The organism is Paraburkholderia sprentiae WSM5005 (assembly GCF_001865575.2).
Classification (GTDB): domain Bacteria; phylum Pseudomonadota; class Gammaproteobacteria; order Burkholderiales; family Burkholderiaceae; genus Paraburkholderia; species Paraburkholderia sprentiae.
Genome location: NZ_CP017562.2, coordinates 2,536,872 through 2,558,115, shown reverse-complemented (window position 1 = coordinate 2,558,115; position 21,244 = coordinate 2,536,872). Strand labels below are relative to the sequence as shown.

The following is a 21,244-nucleotide window of genomic DNA, read 5'->3' as shown; positions in this document are numbered from 1 at the left end:
CTTCCCATGACGGGAAGGTCAAGGCCGGATTATGCGGCCGCCGTCAAAATGCCGGCGGCGCGTCGAGCATTGCCTGTCCCACCGCCTTCTGTTGATCGCTATCGCGCGCGAGCAGCGTTTGCGCCGCGCCGCGCCGGTCTTCTGCCGCCTTGTTTTGGCCGAGCTTCCATTTACCGACGAGCCGCGTCACCTCGATCTCGATACCGACGATCGCGCCGAGCATCTGCGCGATATAGTCGGCCGGCGCGTCGCTCATCTTCCAGGGCACCGGCTCGCCGGCTTCCATCTTGCGCGTGAGCCGCGCGACGAGGCCGCGCACGAACGATTCATCGTCACGCACCACCATCCTGCCATGCGCATGCACGACCATATAGTTGTACGTCGGCACCTGCTTGTGCGTTTCGTGTTTGCTCGGGTACCAGGTCGGCGAAATATACGCGGTCGGCCCCTGGAAGATCACGAGCGCTTCGGGATGGGTCGCGGCTTCCTGCCAGACCGGGTTCGCGCGCGCGACGTGCGCGCGCAGCACCAGATGTGACGAATCCATCGCGTCCGTCTGCGCCTCGAACGGCAAATGATTCGCATCGAGCCCGGTGGGGCCGTTCGTAATCAGCGCGCCGAACGGCTGCTCGGCGATCAGACGGTGAAGAACCTCTGGACGGTTCTCTTCGAAATGGGCGGGCATGTACATTGAAGCGCTCCGAACGCAGGACGACGAAACAGTGGGGCGAATCGGCAAGTCGGCGGGTCGCGCTGCCAGCCACAATTCCCTGCTTTGTGCTTGCCTGGTTAGCAAGGATACGATACAACGCGATGTTGTCGGAATCGCAATCGGCGGAATCGCTGCGCAGTGTTTCGGGAGAACCGCGCATGCACCTGGCGCTGCACACCGGCATCTCCCATACGACTGCACGTTCCGCCCTCTGAACGAATGATAAAAAATCGCCGAGAACTGTTTTTGCTTCAACGAACCTGCGCATCGCTCGCGGCTCTCGCACTGCTGGCAAGCTGCGCGTCGACCCCCACTGCGACACGACAAAGCACCGGCTGGATCAAGGACGAAGTCGCCGACTCGTACGTATTCGGCTATCCGCTCGTGCTGATGAGCGCCGCGCGCGATGCGGCGGTCGGCACCGAGCCGGGCCAGGCGCCTTTCAACACGCTGCGCCACACCCAGGCGCTACCGCCGATCGGCGCGACCAACCCGCCGCAGCCGAGCCTCGACACGCTCGACTCGACCGGCTGGCTCGATCTTGCCGCCGAGCCGGTGATCCTGGCGCTACCCGATTCACATGGCCGTTACGTCGATGCGCGCGTGCTCGATATGTGGACCAACGTCGCGTGGTCGACCGGGCCGCAGCTTGCCGCGGCCACGGGCGCCGCGAAAGGTCTGCGCGCGCAGACGATCGCGTTCGTCGCGCCGGGCTGGAAGGGCGAGCTGCCGAAGGGCGCGACGCGCGTCGAAGTGCCGACGCGCAACGCATGGATCAGTGTGCGCATCCAGTCGAACGGCGCACGCGATCTGAACGCGGTGCGCAAGCTGCAACGCGCGATCCGTCTGGAGCCGCTGAGCGTGTTCGACGGCGACGCGCAGCCGGTGGTGCCGACGCGCGGTTACACAGGCGCCGTCGCGGGCGCGAGCGGCACGCCGGCGCAGCAGGTCGCCGCGCTCGACGCGAGCGGCTTCTTCGGCCGTCTTGCCGACGCGTTGCCGGACAATCCGCCGACACCGGCTGATCCGCACGCGCTCAAATTCCTCACCGATCTCGGCGTCACACCGGGCGATCCAGTCAAGCTGCCGAAATCGTCCGAGGCGCTCGCGGCGGGTCTCGCCGACGGTCGCGAACGCGTCGCCTCGCCGCCGTCAAATCTGCTGAGCGCGAACGGCTGGAGCTGGTTCGGCGACGCCGTCGGCAACTACGGTCCCGATTATGGGCTGCGCGCCTATGCGGCGAGCACGCAGTTGGGCATCGGTACGAAGGACGACGAAGTACGAGCGTTCGTCACGCAGGACAGCGACGGCAACACGCTGAACGGCGCGAATCGCTACGTGATCCACTTCGCGGCGAACCAGTTGCCGCCGGTGCGCGGCTTCTGGTCGATCACCGCATACACGAAGGATGGCGCGCTGAGCGAGAACGCGCCGACACGGCTCGCGGTCGGCGATCGCAATGGCGCGCGCCGCAACCGCGACGGTTCGCTCGACGTGGTCGTGTCGTCGACGCGCAGCCGGACCGGCAATTGGCTGCCCGCACCGCGCGCGGACATGCGGCTGGTGCTGCGCCTGTATGCGCCGAAGCCGCAAGCGACCGACGGCAGCTGGCAGCCGCCGCCCGTCGTGCGGCAATGATGTGAACGGCGCGCGCAAACCGCGCGCCGTCGGTTTTGTTATCTAACGCTCGCGCAAATCTGCATCGCTGAAAAGCGAATCGATCAGCAGCACGAATCGTCAGAGAGCGCCTGACATTCCTGTCTAACGATTGATTCAAGACTTATACTGCCGCTTGCGGGATTCCTGTTTTTTTCGCGGCGGGCTTGCCGCCGCATTCCTCCACATCGAGCATGGCAAGCCTCAATAAAACATCGTTAGCCTCCTCCATGCGGTCCGTGCGAGCAGTCGCGCAGTCGCACCGTACGCGACGGATTCTCGTCGGTCTGCTGATCGTCGTCGTCGTGTTCGGCCTGCTCGGCTTTTTCGCGGCGCCGCCGTTGATTCGCCACATCGCGAGCCAGCAACTGAGCAAGCAGCTGGACCGGCCGGCGTCGATCGGCCGCATCGCGCTCAACCCGTACACCCTTCGTTTCGAAGCCGACAACGTGCATATCGGCGAGCGCGGCGGCGCGGGCGAGTTCGTCGATATTTCGCGGCTCATCGTGAAGCCGTCGTGGAGTTCACTGTTTCGCGGCGCGCCGATCGTCGACGAAGTGCAGGTCGATTCGCCACGCTTTCATATCGTTCGCCTCGATGCGCAGCACTTTAATTTCACCGACCTGATCGAGAAGTTCGCGAATCAGCCGGCAAAACCGAACAGCAAACCGACGCAGTTCTCCGTCTCCAACATTCGCGTCGAAAACGGCCAGATCAGCTTCGACGACCGACTGCTCGGCACGAGCCACGTGATCGATCAATGGAAGCTCGGCATTCCGTTTATCGCGACTCTGCCGTCGAAGACCGATATCTTCGTCGAGCCGCTGCTGCGCGCGCGCATCGACGGCAACAGTCAGCTCGCGATCGACGGCAGGACCAAGCCGTTCGCCGCGTCGCGCGAGTCGGAAGTGTCGCTGCGCTTCGACGAGCTCGACGTGCCCAAGCTGGTGTCCTACCTGCCGTCGAAGCTGCCGGTGATCGTCCAGTCGGGCAAGCTGTCCACCGACCTGAAGCTGAACTTCGAGATGTCGAACGACACGCCGTCGCTGCGCGTTGCCGGCACCGTCGATCTGAACGACGTCGACGTGCGCGATCAGAGCAAGGCGCCGTTTTTCGCGGCGCGCGCGGTGCATGTGGCGGCGGCATCGCTCGAGCCGTTGAAGAGCGTCTATCACTTCGACGATATCCGCATCGACGCGCCGGGCGCGAGTCTCGCGCGCGACAAGGACGGCGTATTGAGCGTCGAGCATATGTTCGCGTCCGCGCCGCAAACAACGGCGGCAAAGGAAACGACTGACGCGAATGCCAACGCCAAAACCGCCGCCGCAAAAGCGGCCCCGCCGTTCGACCTCGCGATCAAACGTTTCACCATCGACGACGGCACGGTGAACGTGCGCGACGAAGCCGCGTCGCGTCCAGTCGAAACCGGTCTGCAAAACCTCGCGGTCACGCTGACCGATTTCTCGACGCTCGCGCCGACGCCCGCGCACTACACGCTGAAGACGAACCTGAAGGACGGCGCGGGTTCGCTCGCCGCCGACGGCACGGTCGGCCTCGCGGCGAAGACGGCGAGCGCGAAGCTCGATCTGAAGTCGCTGAAGTTGCCGCCGTTGCAGCCGTATCTCGACACCGCGACGTCCGCGCAGGCGCTCGACGGCGCACTGTCCGCGACGGCGAATATCAACGCGAACTGGTCCAAGTCGCCGATGGCGCTGACGGTCGCGGACACGCAGCTGGACATGCAGACGGTGAAGCTCGCGGCGCGCGGCGACAAGACGCCGGCCATCGCGCTCGCGCAGGGCAGCGTGGTGGTCAAGCAGGTCGACGTCGCGGCGCGCACGGCCGACGTAACGAGCGTCGACGTAACCGGACTCTCGGTCGACGCGCAGCGCCTGAAAGACGGCAGCATCAATCTGAGCACGCTCGCGGGGGCGCATCAACAGGCGACGGAGCGAACGGCGATACACGCGGCGAAAAAAGCGCAGGCCGAAGGCCCCGCATGGCGCTACAAGATCGGCGAATTGACGCTCAAAGACGCGAGCGCCGATTTCACCGACAACACCACGCCGCGGCCGGTCAAGCTGAGCTTTTCGCCGGTGCAGCTCAAGGTGCGGCAGATCAGTGACGACCTGAGCCGCCCGCTGCCGGTCGACCTGCAAGCGACATTGAACAAAAAGGGCACGCTCGCCGTGAAGGGCGACGTGACCGCGACGCCGCTGAAGCTGGCCGTCAAGCTCAACGCAAACCAGCTCGACGCGGCCGCGTTCGAGCCGTACTTCGGCAGCAACCTGAACGCGACGCTCGCGAGCGCGCTGCTGAACGCGAACGGCGATCTTGCGGTCACCCAGGCAAAGTCGCTGAAAGCGAACTTTCGCGGCGACATGGCGCTCGTCGCCGTGCGCATGCTCGACAAGGTGACGTCGGCCCCGTTCGCGGGCTGGGGCTCGCTCGCGCTGTCGAACCTGAAGGCCGACTACGACGAGCACGGCACCGTGGTCGACGCGGGCCGCGCGACGTTCTCGAAGTTCTATGGACGCGTGCTGCTCGACGCGCAAGGCAAGCTGAACCTGAACGATGTGGTCGCGCACGAGGGCGGCACGCCACCGATTCCGCTGACCCCGCCGGCGGTCTCGGAAGCGGTCGCGGCGTCCGCGCCGGTCGCGGCATCGGCTCCAACGCCGCGGACGGCAGCCGCGGCGCCCGTGGCCACCGTCACGGCCGCGAAGCCGCCGCAAAGCCCGGTCAAGCTGCACTTCGGGCAGCTAGTGTTGCAACAGGGCCGCGTCACCTACACCGACAACTTCGTCAAGCCGAACTACACGGCGAACCTCGTCGGCATTCAGGGCACCATCGGCGCGTTCGGTACGGAATCGATCACACCCGCGCCGGTCGACGTCGCCGCGAAGCTCGCGGCCAACGGTCCGCTGACGATCCGCGGCACCGTCAACCCGCTGATCGCGAAACCGGCGCTCGATCTGACCGCGACCGCGCACGACATCGAGCTGACCAACCTGACGCCGTATTCGGCGAAATACGCCGGCTATCCGATCACGAAGGGCAAGCTCAACGTCGATCTGCATTACAAGCTCGAGAACGACCAGCTCAATGCGAACAACCACCTGTTCATCGATCAGCTGACGTTCGGCGATCATATCGACAACGACACCGCGACCAAGCTGCCGGTGCGTTTCGCGATCTCGCTGCTGAAGAACTCGCGTGGCGAGATCGACGTGAACCTGCCGGTCTCGGGCTCGCTGTCGAACCCGGAGTTCAGCATCGGTGGGCTGATATGGCATGCGGTGCTCAATCTGCTCGAAAAGGCGGTGACCGCGCCGTTCTCGCTGATCGCGCACGCGGTCGGCGGCAACGGCGAGGAACTCGGCTACGTCGAGTTCGAGGCAGGCTCGGCGACGCTCACCGACGCCGACAAGCAGAAGCTCGACACGATCGTGAAGGCGCTCGCCGACAAGCCGTCGATTCGCATGGACCTGATCGGACGCGTCGATCCAAAGGTCGATGAGCCGGCGCTGCGCACGCGGTACGTCGATCAGATGGTCAAGCGTCAGAAGATCAAGGACGCGGTGGGCAACGGCCAGAGCGTCGATCTGTCGACGGTCACGGTCGATCAGCAGGAGTACGACAAATATCTGGCGAAGGCCTACAAATCGACCGACTTCAAGAAGCCGCGCAACTTCATCGGCATCACGAAGACGCTGCCCGACGACGACATGAAGACCGCGCTCGCGGCCCACGCACCGGTCGACGACGCGAGCCTGAGGCAACTCGCGCAGCAACGCGCGCAGAGCGTGCAGCAGTACCTGCAAGGCAAGATCGACAGCAGCCGCGTGTTTATCGTCGCGCCGAAGATGAATGCCGACGACATCAAAGACAAGGGTGCGACGACGCGGGTCGATTTCGGGTTGAAGTGATGAGTGATTGCGTGGCGCGAGCTGTGACGTGAGCCCATAAAAAAAGCCCGACCTGAGGTCGGGCTTGAAAGTCGGCTGCGCCCTCCACAGGACGCAGCCCCTGCAAAACAGCGAGGCTGTATGCGTTGCGGCCAGGCTTAAGCAGCCAGCAGCGAGCGCAGCACGAACGGCAGAATCCCGCCGTGCTTGTAGTAGTCGACTTCGATCGGCGTGTCGATGCGCAGCAGCACCGGAACGCGCTTGTCGCCGTCCTTGCCGTGGATCACGAGCGTGACTTCCTGTTGCGGCTTGAAGTCGTCGCCGAGGCCTTCGATGTCGTAGGTTTCTTCGCCGGTAATGCCGAGCGACTGCACGCTATCCGAGCCCTTGAACTGCAGCGGCAAAACGCCCATGCCGACGAGGTTCGAACGGTGGATCCGCTCGAAGCTGCGTGCGACCACAGCCCTCACGCCCAGCAGTTGCGTACCCTTCGCCGCCCAGTCGCGCGACGAGCCGGTGCCGTACTCTTCGCCCGCGAACACGATGGTCGGTGTGTCGGCGGCGATGTACTTCATCGCCGCGTCGTAGATCGACAGCTGTTCGCCGCTCGGCTGGTGAATCGTCAGGCCGCCTTCGACGCGCGAGCCATCCGCTTTTACCGGAATCATCAGGTTCTTGATACGCACGTTCGCGAACGTGCCGCGCATCATCACGTCATGATTACCGCGGCGTGAGCCGTAGCTGTTGAAATCGGCCTTCTGCACGCCGTTTTCCTTCAGCCAGCGGCCTGCCGGCGAGTCTTCCTTGATCGAGCCCGCCGGGCTGATGTGGTCGGTCGTGACCGAGTCACCGAAGATGCCCAGTGCGCGTGCGCCCTTGACCGGCGCAATGCTGGCAGCCGGCGTCATCGAGAAGTCCTTGCCGAAGAACGGCGGCTCGGCGATGTAGGTCGACTTCGGCCAGTCGTAGACCTGACCTTCTTCGCCTTCGATCTTGCTCCACAGATCGCCCTTCTTCGTGAGCTGCGAGTAGTTCTTGCGGAACGCGTCGGCATCCAGCGCGTACTTCAGTAGCGCGTTGACTTCATCGCTGGTCGGCCAGATGTCGCCGAGGTAGATGTCCTTGCCGCCCTTGCCCTTGCCGACCGGCTCGGTCATCAAGTCGCGCGTGATGTTGCCGGCGATCGCGTAGGCGACGACGAGCGGCGGCGACGCGAGGAAGTTCGCGCGGATGTTCGGGTGGATACGCGCTTCGAAGTTACGGTTGCCCGACAGCACCGCTGCCGCGACGATGTCGTGCTGCGTGATCGCTTCGTTCAGTTCCGGCGTCAGGTCGCCCGCGTTACCGATACACGTCGTGCAGCCGTAAGCGGCCAGCGTGAAGCCGAGCTTGTCGAGGTACTTCAGCAGGTCGGTTTTCGTCAGGTACTCGGTGACGATGCGCGATCCCGGAGCGAGCGAAGTCTTGATGTGCGGAGCGACCGTCAGGCCGGCCTCGACAGCCTTCTTCGCGAGCAGACCGGCGGCCAGCAGCACGCTCGGGTTCGACGTGTTTGTGCAGGACGTGATCGCGGCGATCAGCACGTCGCCGTTCTTGACGTTCACGCCGTTGCTCGTGGTGTATTGCGCGTCGAGATCGGCGGCCTTCTTCGCAAAGCCGTTTTCAGCGACCGGCTTCGAGAACAGGTCCCTGAAGGTCGACTTCACGTGGCCGATCTCGATGCGGTCCTGCGGACGCTTCGGCCCTGCCAGCGACGGTGCGACCGTAGCGAGATCCAGCGTGACGACCTTCGTGTAGTCGATGTCGCCTTCAGCCGGAATGCCGAACAGCTCCTGTGCCTTGAAGTAGTTTTCGAACGCGGAGATTTCGGCGTCCGTGCGGCCGGTGCCGCGGAAGAAGTCGATGGTCTTTTCGTCGACCGGGAAGAAGCCCATCGTTGCGCCGTATTCCGGCGCCATGTTGCCGATCGTCGCGCGGTCGGGCACCGACAGCGAGCGCGTGCCTTCGCCGAAGAACTCGACGAACTTGCCGACCACCTTCTCCTTACGCAGCAGTTCGGTGATGGTCAGCACGAGATCCGTTGCGGTCACGCCTTCGATTAGCTTGCCCTTCAGGTGCACACCGACGACGTCGGGCGTCAGGAAGTACACCGGCTGGCCGAGCATGCCTGCTTCGGCTTCGATACCGCCCACGCCCCAGCCGACCACGCCGATGCCGTTGATCATCGTCGTGTGGCTGTCCGTGCCGACCAGCGAGTCCGGGTAGTACACAGTGTCCGCGCCGTCGGCCTTCTTGTGCACGCCGCGAGCGAGGTACTCGAGGTTCACCTGGTGAACGATGCCGACGCCCGGCGGCACGACCTTGAACGTGTCGAACGCCTGCATGCCCCACTTCATGAACTGATAGCGCTCGTTGTTGCGCTGGAATTCCAGCTTCATGTTCAGGTCGAGCGCGTTCTTCTCGCGGAAGTGGTCGATCTGCACCGAGTGGTCGACGACCAGATCGACCGGCACCAGCGGCTCGATCGACTTCGGGTTCTTGCCGACGGCCTTCGCGACGCCGCGCATTGCGGCAATGTCGGCGAGCAGCGGCACGCCGGTGAAGTCCTGCAGCACGACGCGCGACACGACGAACGGAATTTCGTCGACGCGCGCGGCGGTCGGCTTCCAGTTCGCGAGTTGCGTGATGTGTTCTTCGGCGATCTTCTTGCCGTCGTAGTTGCGCAGCACCGATTCCAGCACGATACGGATCGAGACCGGCAGGCGGTCGATCTTGAGGTTCAGTGCCTTGCCGAGTTGCGGCAGGGAGTAGAACTTGCCTTTGCCGGAACCGCTGTCGAATTCCTTGAGCGTTTTGTGGAGGTTGTGGGCCATGGTGTTTTCCTTGGTTTGGATCGCGGAACTACAGTACTCAACCTAGATGACGTAAAGATCAACGTATTCATTGACCGGCGTCGCTTCGAGCTTGGCCTGGTCGAGCGATACATCGAGAATCGCCCGTTGTTGCTTGACCGCAAAGCGCCGCGCGAGGTTGGTCTTGAACTTCTCGACCAGCAACGGAATACCGTCTTCACGACGGCGCTGATGACCGATCGGGTATGCGACTACGACTTCACCGAACTTCGACCCGTCGTTGAATTCGATCGTCAGTGCGTTGGCGATCGAACGCTTGTCCGGGTCGTGATAATCCTTCGTGAACTGCGGGTCTTCGACGCATTCCATTTTCGCGCGCAACCCATCGATACGCGCGTCGTGCGCCACCCGATCTTCGTAATCGGCAGCCGTCAGACGGCCGAAAATCAGCGGCACCGCGATCATGTACTGGATGCAATGATCACGGTCGGCCGGATTGTTCAGAGGTCCCTTTTTATCGATGATGCGAATCGCGGCTTCGTGCGTGCGAATCGTGATGCGGCGAATGTCGTCGACGCGCCGGCCCTGCGCGGCGAGCCGCGCATGCAGCATGAGCGCGGCTTCCACGGCGGTTTGCGCATGGAATTCGGCCGGAAACGAGATCTTGAAGAGCACGTTTTCCATCACGTACGAACCGTACGGACGCTGGAACTTGAACGGCTTGCCGTCGAACAGCACGTCGTAGAAGCCCCAGGTTTTCGCGCTGAGCACCGACGGATAGCCCATTTCGCCGGTCTTCGATATCAGTGCGAGACGCACGGCGCGCGACGTCGCGTCGCCGGCGGCCCACGATTTGCGCGAACCGGTGTTCGGCGCATGGCGATAGGTGCGCAGCGCCTGTCCATCGACGAGCGCCTGCGATACCGCGTTGATCAGCTCGTCGCGCGTGAGGCCGATCAGCTGGCCGACTACCGCGGTCGACGCGAGCTTGACGAGCAACACGTGATCGAGCCCGACCTTGTTGAACGAGTTCTCGAGCGCGATGCAGCCTTGAATTTCGTGCGCCTTGATCATTGCGATCAGGACGTCTTTCATCGTCAGCGGCGCTTTGCCCGCTGCGATGGCGGTGCGCGAGAGCCAGTCGGCCGTCGCCAGGATGCCGCCGAGATTGTCGGACGGATGTCCCCATTCCGCGGCGAGCCATGTGTCGTTGAAATCGAGCCAGCGGATCATCGCGCCGATGTTGAAGGCGGCCTGAACGGGGTCCAGCTGAAACGAAGTGCCCGGCACCTTCGCGCCGTTGGGGACGATCGTGCCTGCCACGATCGGTCCCATCAGCTTGGTGCAGGCCGGGTAGGTAAGCGCCTCGAGTCCGCAACCGAGCGTGTCGATCAGGCAATGACGCGCGGTTTCCAGCGCGAGCGCGCTGTCGATCCGGTAGTCCAGCACATAGTCGACGATATCGACCAGGACGGCGTCCGGGGCGGGTCGTGCGTTGGAGATCGGGGCGGACATCGGGGGTTTCCCTGGCGGCGAGAATCAGTTGCCGGTCTTGTTGATCGCGTTCGATTGCGTTGCAGCCGGCGCGCCCTGTTCCATGGCGATCGTCTTGCACTCGTCGGCGAGACGCGAGCTGTCCTTGTCCTGGAACAGCATGGCCTTCGTCGGGATCACGACGAGGTCCATACCGGTTGCCGCGTCGTGGAAGCGATCGGCGCCCGTCGTGGTCGATTCGCGCGGCAGGTTGTAATTCTTGTTCGCCCAGTGAACCGTGACGATCTGGTCACGCTTCATGTCGCCTTTCATTTCGAAAGCAAGGCCGTCCTTGCACGACCACTTTTCCGCGCCGTCCGGGATCGGATCGACCTTCGCTTCCTTCGCCGCACTCGGCTTGCGCTTGATCAGGCGGCGCGGCTCCGGGCGCTTGGCCACCGCCTTGGTAGCCGGCTTCTTCGTTGTGGTAGTGGCCGTGTCCGCAGCAGCGGCGTCAGTCGCGACGGACAGCATCGTCGTTGACAGGGCGCCAATCATGGCGGCGATCATCAGCTTTTTCATGGAGAAAACCTTTCTATCTGGATTCAATTAAACAGTGCGCGGACGACCGGTCCGGCGGCCGCGCGGGTTGAACTGCGCGCGCTGTGAAGCGCACAGCGACCGCTATTTTCTCCTATTTAGCGGCACGTACCTCAAATTCTCGGGTCCGGTGTAATTCGCGCTCGGCCGGATGATCTTGTTGTCGACGCGCTGCTCGATGATGTGCGCGCTCCATCCTGCCGTACGCGAGATCACGAACAGCGGCGTGAACATCGCGGTCGGCACGCCCATCATGTGATACGACACCGCGCTGAACCAGTCCAGGTTCGGGAACATCTTCTTCGCGTCCCACATCACCGATTCGAGCCGCTCGGCGATCGAGAACAGCTTCAGATTGCCGGCTTCCTTCGACAGCTTTTTCGCGACTTCCTTGATCACCTTGTTGCGCGGGTCCGAGATCGTGTACACCGGATGGCCGAAGCCGATCACGACTTCCCTGTTCCCGACGCGGCGGCGGATGTCGGCTTCGGCCTCGTCGGGCGTCTGGTAGCGCGACTGGATCTCGAACGCGGCTTCATTGGCGCCACCGTGTTTCGGGCCGCGCAGCGCGCCGATCGCGCCGGTGATCGCCGAGTAGATGTCCGAGCCCGTGCCCGCGATCACGCGGCCGGTGAACGTCGACGCGTTGAACTCGTGCTCCGCATACAGGTTCAGCGACACATGCATCGCGTCGACCCACGCCTTCGACGGCGCGACGCCATGCAGCAGATGCAGGAAGTGGCCGCCGATCGAATCGTCGTCGGTTTCGACTTCGATGCGCTTGCCGTTGTGCGAGTAGTGATACCAGTACAGCAGCATCGAGCCGAGCGAGGCCATCAGCTTGTCGGCGATGTCGCGCGCGCCGGGCAGGTTGTGATCGTCCTTCTCCGGCAGCACGGTGCCGAGCACCGACACGCCGGTGCGCATCACGTCCATCGGATGGGCGGCGGCGGGAATCCATTCGAGCGCGGCCTTCACGTTGGCGGGCAGCCCGCGCATCGACTTCAACTTCGTCTTGTATGCGCCCAGTTCCGCCTGGGTCGGCAGCTTGCCGTGCACCAGCAGATGCGCGACTTCCTCGAACTCGCACGCGCTGGCGATATCGAGAATGTCGTAGCCGCGATAGTGCAGATCGTTGCCGGTCTTGCCGACCGTGCACAGCGCGGTGTTGCCCGCGGTCACACCGGACAGTGCGACGGATTTTTTCGGCTTGAAGCCGCTTTGCGTCTGGTTGTCGCCCGTTGCGCCGGCGTCTTGCGTCGTCTCGCTCATCGTCCGCCTTCTCCTGTGTCCCGGCTCATCGCTGCCATTTGAACCGCGTTCCTCATGCCGCCGACTATCCGTTAGCGCTCACTTTCGAAAAAAGTGGCGCCGCATCTTGCGGAACAGCGCGGCCGGTGGCTTGCGCGCGGCGCAGCACCGACCAGTAGTAGCGATAGCTCGCGCGGTCGTGCAGCGTATCGCCGTGACGCGTCGGGCCCCAGTGCGCGGTTTGCGCGCCCAGCAGGATGTCGGTGGCCGTCGCGATTTCTTCGTCGCGCGGCGCGAACGCGGCGACGATCGCCTCGATCTGCGCCGGGTGGATGCTCCACATGCGCGTGTAGCCAAACTCGTTGCGGGCACGCTGTGCGTCGTTCGCGACCACGCTCATGTCGCGCACTTCGGTGCTGACGTTGTGCGACGGCACCTTGCCGAACGCATGGCAGGCCGCCGAAATCTCGAGCTTCGCGCGCCGCACCAGCGGATGATCGAATTGGCCAGGCGAGCGCATTGCCGTATCGGGGATGGCGCCGTCGTGCGCGGAGACGAAGTCCATCAGGCCGAAGCTCAGCGCCTCGACGCCCGGCAGCGCGGCTAGTTCGAACACGCGCGTGAGCGCGCCGTGGGTTTCGACCAGCAACTGCACCGGCACCGGCTGCGCGATGCCGAGCTCGCGCCGCGTCGCCTCGATGAACGCGATCATTTCGGCGGCATCATGGACGTGGCGGATTTTCGGGAGCGTGATGTAAGCGGGTGCTCGCTTTGCAGCGCGCAGAATGAGGCGTGCGTCGTCGCGCCAGTGCGCGTGAGCGAAGTCATGAATGCGCACGCCGACGCGGCCGAAGCGGTCATGCTCGCTGCCCAGCAGCGATGCGACGAGCTCCGCGTGCTCGGCCTCGCGGCCCACCTGCGCGCCGTCTTCGCAATCGAGCGTGACATCGAACACCGGGCCGAGTTGCTGCTGCAATGCGAGCGACTTCAGCATCAGCTTTTCGCTGCCCGCGTAGTGATCGCAGGCAGGCAGTACGGTGGGCGGCGCTTCGCCCTCAAACAGCACTTCGGCGGGTGTGAGAACGCGCATCTTCGGCGTGTGGGGCGTGGTGAGGATTTGGGATGTCGGATTCGGGCGTGCTCTGCGAGTGTGCCGTCGGGCACCGGCAAAGCAGGTTCGAATCAGACGCGAATGGCGATGATCGCACGGCCATTCGCACGGAAAAAAACCGGAACCCGCGGCGCTGACGCTTCGGCGTTCCGGTTCGTTCGCATCGGGTGCTTAGCCGAGCAGATGCTGAACGCCTTCGCGCTCTTCCAGCAGTTCCTGCAGCGTGCCGTCCATCTTTTCGCGCGAGAACGCGTCGATTGTCAGACCTTCGACGCGCTTGTACTCGCCGTTTTCGCAGGTCACCGGCACGCCGTAGATGATGTCTTCGGGGATTCCGTACGAGCCGTCCGACGGAATGCCCATGGTGACCCACTTGCCGTTGGTGCCCAGCACCCAGTCGCGCACGTGGTCGATGGCAGCATTAGCCGCCGATGCCGCCGACGACAGGCCGCGCGCTTCGATGATCGCCGCGCCGCGCTTGCCGACGGTCGGGATGAACGTGTTGCGGTTCCATTCGTCGTCGTTGATCAGCTTGGTCAGGTCCTGGCCTTCCGCGGAAGCGAAGCGGAAATCCGGATACATGGTCGGCGAGTGGTTGCCCCACACCGCGAGCTTTTCGATCGACGCGACCGGCTTGCCCGACTTGGCGGCCAGTTGCGACAGCGCGCGGTTGTGGTCCAGACGCAGCATCGCGGTGAAGTTCTTCTTCGGCAGATCCGGCGCCGACTTCATCGCGATGTACGCGTTCGTGTTGGCCGGGTTGCCGACCACCAGCACCTTCACGTCGCGGCTGGCGACGTCGTTCAGCGCCTTGCCCTGAACCGTGAAGATTTCGGCGTTGGCCGACAGCAGATCCTTGCGCTCCATGCCCTTCGAACGCGGACGCGCGCCGACGAGCAACGCAATGTCGGCGTCCTTGAACGCGACCTTCGGGTCGTCCGTGATCACGACGCCCGACAGCAGCGGGAATGCGCAATCATCCAGTTCCATCACGACGCCTTTGACGGCGGCTTGCGCTTGCGGCAGATCGAGCAATTGCAGGATCACCGGCTGGTCCTTGCCGAGCAGGTCGCCATTGGCGATGCGAAACAGCAGGGAGTAAGCGATTTGACCTGCGGCGCCGGTGACGGCAACGCGCTTTGCGGGCTTAGCCATTGAGAAATCTCCAGGACGATGCGTTAGACGCTAGGGAAAACGCCATTCTATATGCGCGTTCAGCGAAGCGTTGCGAAACACGGCGGAATTCACTGTTCGCGTGCGGGCTCGGAAATGTGCCGAGACGGGTGGCGCGCTGCGGCGAGACCGCCGTGCGGGAAACCTGTACTGCCGAGCGGGAGGGATGGTCCAAGGCTCGCGCCGGGCGGAGTCGCAACTGCACGGTGCGGGCTCCTGCAAACAGCGCGTTTCGGCAAGCGTCTGGCCAGCGGGTGCAACACGGGTACAGCGCGCGAGTGCAACGGATGGCGGCGAATCGAAACCGGAACTGCGTAGGGGACGGCATAGTGCAGAGTGGCTGCCTGAGCGTCGCGGCGCCGCATCGAACAGCCGCCGCAAAAACCCGCAAACCCTTGCTCGACAAGGAGTGTAGGAGTTGAAAGGGACAAAGTCAACCGTATCTTATGTCTTATATAAGACACATCTATCCCGGGAAAAACCCTAGACGCGCCCCAGCCCTTTATGATGAAATGCGCGCATGAATTCGAACCCGGCGAATCCTGCGAACCCGAATGGCCAGGGGGCCGCGGGCGAAGGTGTATCCGCTGTTTCTCCTGCTGCGTCGCCGACCTTCAGCCCGTTGTATCAACAGATCAAGGGCTTGATTACGCAGAGCCTCGAAAGCGGCGAATGGAAGCCGGGCGAGATCATTCCGAGTGAAGTCGAACTGGCCGCGCGTTTCAGGGTGAGCCAAGGCACCGTGCGCAAGGCGATCGACGAACTGGCCGCCGACAACCTGCTGGTGCGCCGCCAGGGCAAGGGCACATTCGTTGCGACGCACAACGAAGAGCGCGCGCAATTCCGCTTTCTCAGATTGCTCGCCGACGACGGCGCCGAGCACCCGCACGTGAGCCGTCTGCTCGAATGCCGGCGGCTGCGCGCGTCGGCGGAAATTGCTCGGCAGCTCGATCTGAAGCCCGCTGATCCGGTCGTGCTGATCAAGCGTTTGCTGCAGTTCGACGGCGAAGTCACCGTGCTCGACGAAATCTGGCTGCCCGGCGCGGTGTTCCGCGGGCTCACGCTCGAGCGGCTGTCCGAGTACAAGGGTCCTCTCTACGCGATGTTCGAGACGGAATTCGGCACGCGCATGATTCGCGCGACGGAAAAAATCCGCGCGGTCGCGGCGGAGCCTGCGGTGGCGGACCTGCTGCATGTGCCAGCGGGTTTTCCGTTGCTCTCGGTCGAACGCGTGTCCTATACGTACGGGGACCGGCCGGTCGAAGTCCGTCGAGGTTGGTATGTCACAACCGGGTATTACTATCAGAACGATCTGAGTTGAATCGGGCTGAAACGAGGCGCGGCGTCCCACACGCCTGCCCATCGAAAGGCGCTTTCATTGCGCGCGCCGCAAAAGACCCAGCGTGGTTTTCGCTGCAGCGCGATATAAAAAGGCGCTAAAATTGCGGATTAGTGTGACTACATAGTAGGGGTCTAGCATGGCAGAAGCCGTAAAAAAACCGAGGCCGGAATTCCGGAACATCGGTATCGGGCAAATACTGACGGCATACCGTCTCCCGCTGGCGGGGCGCGTGTCGATTCTGCATCGCGTGAGCGGTGCCTTGTTGTTTCTCTTCCTTCCGTTCCTGCTGTTCCTCTTCGATCAGAGCCTGACTTCCGAACTGAGCTTCGAAGTCTTCAAGGGCTTCCTCTCCAATATCATCGTCAAGCTCATCACGCTCGTGCTCGCGTGGGCTTTTCTGTTTCACTTCTGCGCCGGCGTCCGTCACCTGCTGATGGACACCAACCACGATGCCGTGTCGAAGGAGAAGGGTAAGTCGACCTCCATCGTCGTGATCGTCGTGTCGTCGCTGCTCACCATCGCATTCGCGGCAAAACTGTTCGGAGCATTCTAAAAAATGGCAGCCAATAACCGAATCGGTTCGAAGCGTCTCGTCGTCGGCGCACATTACGGTCTGCGCGACTGGCTCGCGCAACGCATCACCGCTTGCGTGATGGCGGTCTACACCGTGATTCTGCTCGCCTGGTTCTTCCTCGCGCGCGACTTCTCGTACGACGGCTGGGCGTCGATCTTCGCGACGCAGTGGATGAAGCTCGCCACGTTCGTCACGCTTCTCTCGCTGTTCTATCACGCGTGGGTTGGCATTCGTGACATCTGGATGGATTACGTGAAGCCCGTTGGCACGCGTCTCGTCCTTCAGGCGCTGACGATCCTCTGGCTGCTCGCATGTGCGGGCTACGCTGCGCAGATTCTCTGGAGAGTATAAAAGCATGGTTGCAATCAAGAATTCTCTGCCGCGTCGCCGCTTCGACGTGGTCATCGTCGGCGCGGGCGGCTCGGGAATGCGCGCGTCGCTGCAACTCGCGCGCGCCGGTCTGTCGGTCTGCGTGCTGTCCAAGGTGTTCCCGACGCGTTCGCACACGGTCGCTGCCCAGGGCGGCATCGGCGCTTCGCTCGGCAACATGAGCGAAGACAATTGGCACTACCACTTCTACGACACGATCAAGGGCTCCGACTGGCTCGGCGACCAGGACGCGATCGAATTCATGTGCCGTGAAGCGCCCAACGCCGTCTACGAACTCGAACACTTCGGCATGCCGTTCGACCGCAACGCCGACGGCACGATCTATCAGCGCCCGTTCGGCGGCCACACCGCGAACTACGGCGAAAAGCCGGTGCAACGCGCTTGCGCGGCGGCTGACCGTACCGGTCACGCGCTGCTGCACACGCTGTACCAGCAGAACGTGGCTGCCAAGACGCAATTCTTCGTCGAATGGATGGCGCTGGACCTGATCCGCGACGCCGACGGCGACGTGCTGGGCGTGACCGCGCTGGAAATGGAAACGGGCGACGTCTACATCCTCGAAGGCAAGACCACGCTGTTCGCCACGGGCGGCGCGGGCCGGATCTTCGCGGCATCGACCAACGCTTTCATCAACACCGGCGACGGCCTCGGCATGGCGGCCCGTTCGGGCATCGCGCTGCAGGACATGGAGTTCTGGCAATTCCACCCGACCGGCGTGGCCGGCGCGGGCGTGCTGATCACCGAAGGTGTGCGCGGCGAAGGCGGTATTCTGCGTAACTCGAACGGTGAGCGCTTCATGGAGCGCTACGCGCCGACGCTGAAAGATCTGGCGCCGCGCGACTTCGTTTCGCGTTCGATGGACCAGGAAATCAAGGAAGGCCGCGGCGTCGGTCCGAACAAGGATCACGTGCTGCTCGACCTGTCGCACATCGGCGCCGAGACGATCATGAAGCGTCTGCCGTCGATCCGCGAAATCGCGCTGAAGTTCGCGAACGTCGACTGTATTAAAGAGCCGATCCCGGTCGTGCCGACCATCCACTACCAGATGGGCGGTATTCCGACGAGCATCAACGGCCAGGTCGTCGGTACGCCGCGCGGCCACGAAGAAGTCGTCAACGGTTTCTACGCAGTGGGCGAATGCTCGTGCGTGTCGGTGCACGGCGCGAACCGTCTCGGCACGAACTCGCTGCTCGACCTCGTGGTGTTCGGCCGCGCTGCGGGCAACCACATCGTCAAGCACGTGAAGGAACTGAAGGAACACAAGCCGCTGCCGGCAGATGCAGCCGACTTCGCGCTGTCGCGTCTGGCGAAGCTGGATAATTCGTCCTCGGGCGAGTACGCGCAGTCGGTCGCGAACGACATCCGCGGCACGATGCAGAAGCACGCTGGCGTGTTCCGCACGTCGGCCCTGCTGGCTGAAGGCGTCGAAGCCATCCGCGAAGTGGCCGCACGCGTCGACCATATCCATCTGAAGGACAAGTCGAAGGTCTTCAACACGGCCCGTATCGAAGCGCTCGAAGTGGCGAACCTGATCGAAGTGGCGCGCGCCACGATGGTCTCCGCCGAAGCGCGCAAGGAAAGCCGTGGCGCGCACGCGCAAAACGACTTCGAACATCGTGATGACGAAAACTGGCTGCGTCATACGTTGTGGTTCAGCGAAGGCGATCGCCTCGACTACAAGCCGGTTCACATGAAGCCGCTGACCGTCGAATCGGTGCCGCCGAAAGCGCGTACCTTCTAAGGCACAAGTCAAAGGAATTCAGAGAAATGGCCAAGCGTACATTTGAAATTTACCGCTACGATCCGGACAAGGACGCGGCACCGCGCATGCAAACGTACGAGATCGAAATCGACTCGCACGAACGCATGCTGCTCGACGCGCTCATCAAGCTGAAGGCGCTCGACGAAACCTTGTCGTTCCGTCGCTCGTGCCGTGAAGGCGTGTGCGGTTCGGACGCAATGAACATCAACGGCAAGAACGGCCTCGCGTGCCTGACGAACCTGAACGACCTGCCGCAGAAGATCGTGCTGCGTCCGCTGCCGGGTCTGCCCGTCGTGCGTGACCTGATCTGCGACTTCACGCAGTTCTTCAACCAGTATCACTCGATCAAGCCGTACCTGATCAACGACACGCCGCCGCCGGAAAAGGAACGTCTGCAGTCGCCGGAAGAACGCGACGAGCTCGACGGCCTGTACGAATGTATCCTGTGCGCGAGCTGCTCGACGTCGTGCCCGAGCTTCTGGTGGAACCCGGACAAGTTCGTCGGCCCGGCTGGTCTGCTGCAGGCCTACCGCTTCATCGCGGACAGCCGCGACCAGGCAACCGGCGAGCGCCTCGACAACCTGGAAGATCCGTACCGTCTGTTCCGTTGCCACACGATCATGAACTGCGTCGACGTTTGCCCGAAGGGCCTGAACCCGACCAAGGCGATCGGCAAGATCAAGGAATTGATGGTTCGCCGCACTGTCTAGTATCAATGAGCCCCGCGCTCCCTGGCGCGCGCTGTCCCCGAGAGGGCGGTCTGTGCGCCGGGGCGCGGGGCGTACCGACATGACCGAAACATCGCATCAGTCCGACCCTCTCCGCCGCGCGCGTCTTCGCTGGCGCGCACGTCGGGGCCTGCTGGAAAACGACTTGATTTTCGAGCGTTTTTTCAGCCGATATGAGCATGACCTCAGCGATGCCGACGTGGGCGCACTCACCCGCCTGCTGGAGTTGAGCGATAACGACCTGATGGACTTGCTGCTCGCGCGCAAGGAACCAGAAGGCGATCTGGCCGATCCGGACGTGGTCCGGGTTCTGGAGTTGCTGCGCAACGCTTGAGCGCCGCCGGTCCGTTGTTCCAGGTGTGCGATTATCGAAACCCTGTATCCATACTTCGATTGAGGATGTGCTATGACCCCGTCAGATGTTAAAGCCACGCTATCGTTCAGCGATAATTCGCCGAGCGTCGAAATGCCGATCTACAAAGGCACCATTGGCCCGGATGTAATCGACATTCGCAAACTGTACGGCCAGACCGGCAAATTCACGTACGACCCGGGCTTCATGTCGACGGCGGCGTGTAATTCGGCGATCACCTACATCGACGGCGACAAGGGCGAACTGCTCTACCGCGGCTATCCGATCGACAACCTCGCGCAAAACGCCGACTTCCTCGAAACCTGCTACCTGCTGCTGAACGGCGAACTGCCGAACGCGCAGCAAAAAGCCCAATTCGTCGGCACCGTCACGAAGCACACGATGGTGCACGAGCAGATGCAGTTCTTCTTCCGCGGCTTCCGTCGCGACGCGCATCCGATGGCGATTCTGGTTGCCGCAGTCGGCGCACTGTCGGCCTTCTATCACGACTCGCTCGACATCAATAATCCGCATCACCGCGAAGTGTCGGCGATCCGCATGATCGCGAAGCTGCCCACGCTGGTCGCGATGGCGTACAAGTACAGCATCGGCCAGCCGTTCGTTTATCCGAAGAACGACCTGTCGTACAGCGCGAACTTCATGCGCATGATGTTCTCGAACCCGTGCGAAGACTACGAGGTCAACGACGTGCTGGTGCGCGCGCTCGACCGCATCCTGATCCTGCACGCGGACCACGAGCAGAACGCGTCGACGTCGACCGTGCGTCTCGCGGGTTCGTCGGGTGCGAATCCGTTCGCGTGTATCGCGGCGGGTATCGCGTGTTTGTGGGGCCCGGCTCATGGCGGTGCGAACGAAGCCGCGCTGAACATGCTGGAAGAAATCGGCTCGGTCGACAACATTCATGAGTTCATCAAGCAGGTGAAGGACAAGAACTCGGGCGTGAAGCTGATGGGCTTCGGCCACCGGGTCTACAAGAACTACGACCCGCGCGCGAAGCTGATGCGCGAAACCTGCCACGAAGTGCTCGAAGAGCTGGGCCTGCACGACGACCCGCTGTTCAAGCTCGCGATGGAACTCGAAAAGATCGCGCTCGAAGACGAATACTTCGTGTCGCGCAAGCTGTACCCGAACGTCGACTTCTACTCGGGTATCGTGCAGCGCGCGCTGGGCATTCCGACGTCGATGTTCACGTGTATCTTCGCGATGGCACGTACCGTCGGCTGGATTGCGCAGTGGAACGAAATGATCGCCGATCCCGAGCAGAAGATCGGCCGTCCGCGTCAGCTGTTCATCGGCGAGACGCTGCGTGAAGCGAAGCCGATCGCACAGCGCTAACCGC

Annotated in this window: 16 protein-coding genes; 9 read left to right on the top strand and 7 right to left on the bottom strand. The window is 63.0% G+C overall.

Annotated features, from left to right (window positions below; translation table 11 throughout):
- Positions 1-43 precede the first annotated feature (43 nt).
- Positions 44-691: an FMN-binding negative transcriptional regulator gene (locus tag BJG93_RS28335; protein ID WP_027194960.1), complete on the bottom strand. Its 648-nt coding sequence runs from the start codon at positions 689-691 to the stop codon at positions 44-46.
- A gap of 240 nt (positions 692-931) precedes the next feature.
- On the opposite strand from BJG93_RS28335, the gene BJG93_RS28330 reads away from it, so the two are divergent.
- Together BJG93_RS28330 and BJG93_RS28325 are read left to right on the top strand one after the other, a co-directional pair.
- Positions 932-2,350 (top strand): DUF1254 domain-containing protein, encoded by a 1,419-nt coding sequence (locus BJG93_RS28330; RefSeq protein WP_027194961.1) that lies wholly within the window; start codon positions 932-934, stop codon positions 2,348-2,350.
- 212 nt (positions 2,351-2,562) lie between these two features.
- A complete protein-coding gene (locus BJG93_RS28325) occupies positions 2,563-6,297 on the top strand; it encodes a DUF748 domain-containing protein (RefSeq protein WP_027194962.1) in 3,735 nt (1,244 codons plus the stop codon).
- A 137-nt stretch (positions 6,298-6,434) separates the two neighbouring features.
- Here the strand turns inward: BJG93_RS28325 and acnA are convergent, their stop codons facing one another.
- From acnA to BJG93_RS28295, 6 genes are all read right to left on the bottom strand, one after another.
- On the bottom strand, positions 6,435-9,149 hold the full coding sequence (gene acnA, locus BJG93_RS28320) for an aconitate hydratase AcnA (protein ID WP_027194963.1): 2,715 nt from the start codon (positions 9,147-9,149) through the stop codon (positions 6,435-6,437).
- Between the two features lie 42 nt (positions 9,150-9,191).
- Positions 9,192-10,643: a bifunctional 2-methylcitrate dehydratase/aconitate hydratase gene (locus tag BJG93_RS28315; protein WP_027194964.1), complete on the bottom strand. Its 1,452-nt coding sequence runs from the start codon at positions 10,641-10,643 to the stop codon at positions 9,192-9,194.
- A 24-nt stretch (positions 10,644-10,667) separates the two neighbouring features.
- Positions 10,668-11,183, bottom strand: coding sequence for a hypothetical protein (locus tag BJG93_RS28310; protein WP_027194965.1), 516 nt, complete (start codon positions 11,181-11,183; stop codon positions 10,668-10,670).
- Positions 11,184-11,285: 102 nt separating this feature from the next.
- Positions 11,286-12,473: a bifunctional 2-methylcitrate synthase/citrate synthase gene (gene prpC, locus BJG93_RS28305; RefSeq protein WP_071336618.1), complete on the bottom strand. Its 1,188-nt coding sequence runs from the start codon at positions 12,471-12,473 to the stop codon at positions 11,286-11,288.
- 64 nt (positions 12,474-12,537) lie between these two features.
- On the bottom strand, positions 12,538-13,542 hold the full coding sequence (locus BJG93_RS28300; protein WP_027195368.1) for an HpcH/HpaI aldolase/citrate lyase family protein: 1,005 nt from the start codon (positions 13,540-13,542) through the stop codon (positions 12,538-12,540).
- Between the two features lie 192 nt (positions 13,543-13,734).
- Positions 13,735-14,718, bottom strand: coding sequence for a malate dehydrogenase (locus BJG93_RS28295; protein WP_027195367.1), 984 nt, complete (start codon positions 14,716-14,718; stop codon positions 13,735-13,737).
- 538 nt (positions 14,719-15,256) lie between these two features.
- Here BJG93_RS28295 and BJG93_RS28290 point away from each other — a divergent pair.
- The 7 genes from BJG93_RS28290 (at position 15,257) to gltA (ending at position 21,240) form a co-directional block, all read left to right on the top strand.
- The gene (locus BJG93_RS28290; RefSeq protein ID WP_027195366.1) at positions 15,257-16,057 is read left to right on the top strand and encodes a GntR family transcriptional regulator; all 801 of its coding nucleotides are present in this window, start codon (positions 15,257-15,259) and stop codon (positions 16,055-16,057) included.
- Between the two features lie 157 nt (positions 16,058-16,214).
- Positions 16,215-16,631 (top strand): succinate dehydrogenase, cytochrome b556 subunit, encoded by a 417-nt coding sequence (sdhC, locus tag BJG93_RS28285; protein ID WP_027195365.1) that lies wholly within the window; start codon positions 16,215-16,217, stop codon positions 16,629-16,631.
- 3 nt (positions 16,632-16,634) lie between these two features.
- Complete coding sequence (sdhD, locus tag BJG93_RS28280) at positions 16,635-17,003, top strand: succinate dehydrogenase, hydrophobic membrane anchor protein (RefSeq protein ID WP_027195364.1); 369 nt, start codon at positions 16,635-16,637, stop codon at positions 17,001-17,003.
- Positions 17,004-17,007: 4 nt separating this feature from the next.
- Positions 17,008-18,783, top strand: coding sequence for a succinate dehydrogenase flavoprotein subunit (gene sdhA, locus BJG93_RS28275; protein WP_027195363.1), 1,776 nt, complete (start codon positions 17,008-17,010; stop codon positions 18,781-18,783).
- Positions 18,784-18,809: 26 nt separating this feature from the next.
- Positions 18,810-19,514: a succinate dehydrogenase iron-sulfur subunit gene (locus BJG93_RS28270; RefSeq protein ID WP_027195362.1), complete on the top strand. Its 705-nt coding sequence runs from the start codon at positions 18,810-18,812 to the stop codon at positions 19,512-19,514.
- A 79-nt stretch (positions 19,515-19,593) separates the two neighbouring features.
- Entirely contained in the window at positions 19,594-19,866 is a 273-nt protein-coding gene (locus tag BJG93_RS28265) for an FAD assembly factor SdhE (RefSeq protein ID WP_018424116.1), read from the top strand.
- Positions 19,867-19,938: 72 nt separating this feature from the next.
- Positions 19,939-21,240: a citrate synthase gene (gltA, locus tag BJG93_RS28260; protein ID WP_027195361.1), complete on the top strand. Its 1,302-nt coding sequence runs from the start codon at positions 19,939-19,941 to the stop codon at positions 21,238-21,240.
- The last annotated feature ends 4 nt before the right edge of the window (positions 21,241-21,244 follow it).

Bases quoted from the DNA above. Each gene is read 5' to 3' on its own strand.
- BJG93_RS28335 (WP_027194960.1), bottom strand. From the start codon at position 691: ATGTACATGCCCGCCCATTTCGAAGAGAACCGTCCAGAGGTTCTTCAC.
- BJG93_RS28330 (WP_027194961.1), top strand. From the start codon at position 932: ATGATAAAAAATCGCCGAGAACTGTTTTTGCTTCAACGAACCTGCGCA.
- BJG93_RS28325 (WP_027194962.1), top strand. From the start codon at position 2,563: ATGGCAAGCCTCAATAAAACATCGTTAGCCTCCTCCATGCGGTCCGTG.
- acnA (WP_027194963.1), bottom strand. From the start codon at position 9,149: ATGGCCCACAACCTCCACAAAACGCTCAAGGAATTCGACAGCGGTTCC.
- BJG93_RS28315 (WP_027194964.1), bottom strand. From the start codon at position 10,643: ATGTCCGCCCCGATCTCCAACGCACGACCCGCCCCGGACGCCGTCCTG.
- BJG93_RS28310 (WP_027194965.1), bottom strand. From the start codon at position 11,183: ATGAAAAAGCTGATGATCGCCGCCATGATTGGCGCCCTGTCAACGACG.
- prpC (WP_071336618.1), bottom strand. From the start codon at position 12,473: ATGAGCGAGACGACGCAAGACGCCGGCGCAACGGGCGACAACCAGACG.
- BJG93_RS28300 (WP_027195368.1), bottom strand. From the start codon at position 13,542: ATGCGCGTTCTCACACCCGCCGAAGTGCTGTTTGAGGGCGAAGCGCCG.
- BJG93_RS28295 (WP_027195367.1), bottom strand. From the start codon at position 14,718: ATGGCTAAGCCCGCAAAGCGCGTTGCCGTCACCGGCGCCGCAGGTCAA.
- BJG93_RS28290 (WP_027195366.1), top strand. From the start codon at position 15,257: ATGAATTCGAACCCGGCGAATCCTGCGAACCCGAATGGCCAGGGGGCC.
- sdhC (WP_027195365.1), top strand. From the start codon at position 16,215: ATGGCAGAAGCCGTAAAAAAACCGAGGCCGGAATTCCGGAACATCGGT.
- sdhD (WP_027195364.1), top strand. From the start codon at position 16,635: ATGGCAGCCAATAACCGAATCGGTTCGAAGCGTCTCGTCGTCGGCGCA.
- sdhA (WP_027195363.1), top strand. From the start codon at position 17,008: ATGGTTGCAATCAAGAATTCTCTGCCGCGTCGCCGCTTCGACGTGGTC.
- BJG93_RS28270 (WP_027195362.1), top strand. From the start codon at position 18,810: ATGGCCAAGCGTACATTTGAAATTTACCGCTACGATCCGGACAAGGAC.
- BJG93_RS28265 (WP_018424116.1), top strand. From the start codon at position 19,594: ATGACCGAAACATCGCATCAGTCCGACCCTCTCCGCCGCGCGCGTCTT.
- gltA (WP_027195361.1), top strand. From the start codon at position 19,939: ATGACCCCGTCAGATGTTAAAGCCACGCTATCGTTCAGCGATAATTCG.